Below are 215 nucleotides of genomic sequence, written 5' to 3'. Positions count from 1 at the left end.
GTGAGCAACGACACATTGCTTCGGGTGGTTAGAAAGCGCGGGTGTCCGCCCTTTGCTGCGCCGAGCGTTATCGGCATAGACGATTGGGCCTGGCGGCGCAATCAGCGGTACGGAACGATTATCTGTGACCTCGAGCGACGACGACCGATCACTCTCTTACCCGACAGAGAGCCAGCCACTGCGCAGGCCTGGCTCGCGGGGCAGCCACAAATCGC

The 215-nt window shown here is 61.9% G+C and carries 1 protein-coding gene; it reads left to right on the top strand.

Features of this window, described 5'->3' with window-relative positions; all coding sequences use genetic code 11:
* The coding region (locus tag AC0L3P_RS40425; protein ID WP_473309510.1) for a transposase at positions 1 to 215 on the top strand (215 nt) is incomplete at both ends.

Source organism: Bradyrhizobium sp. WSM4874 (assembly GCF_055811835.1).
This window is presented reverse-complemented; position numbering and strand designations above follow the sequence as displayed.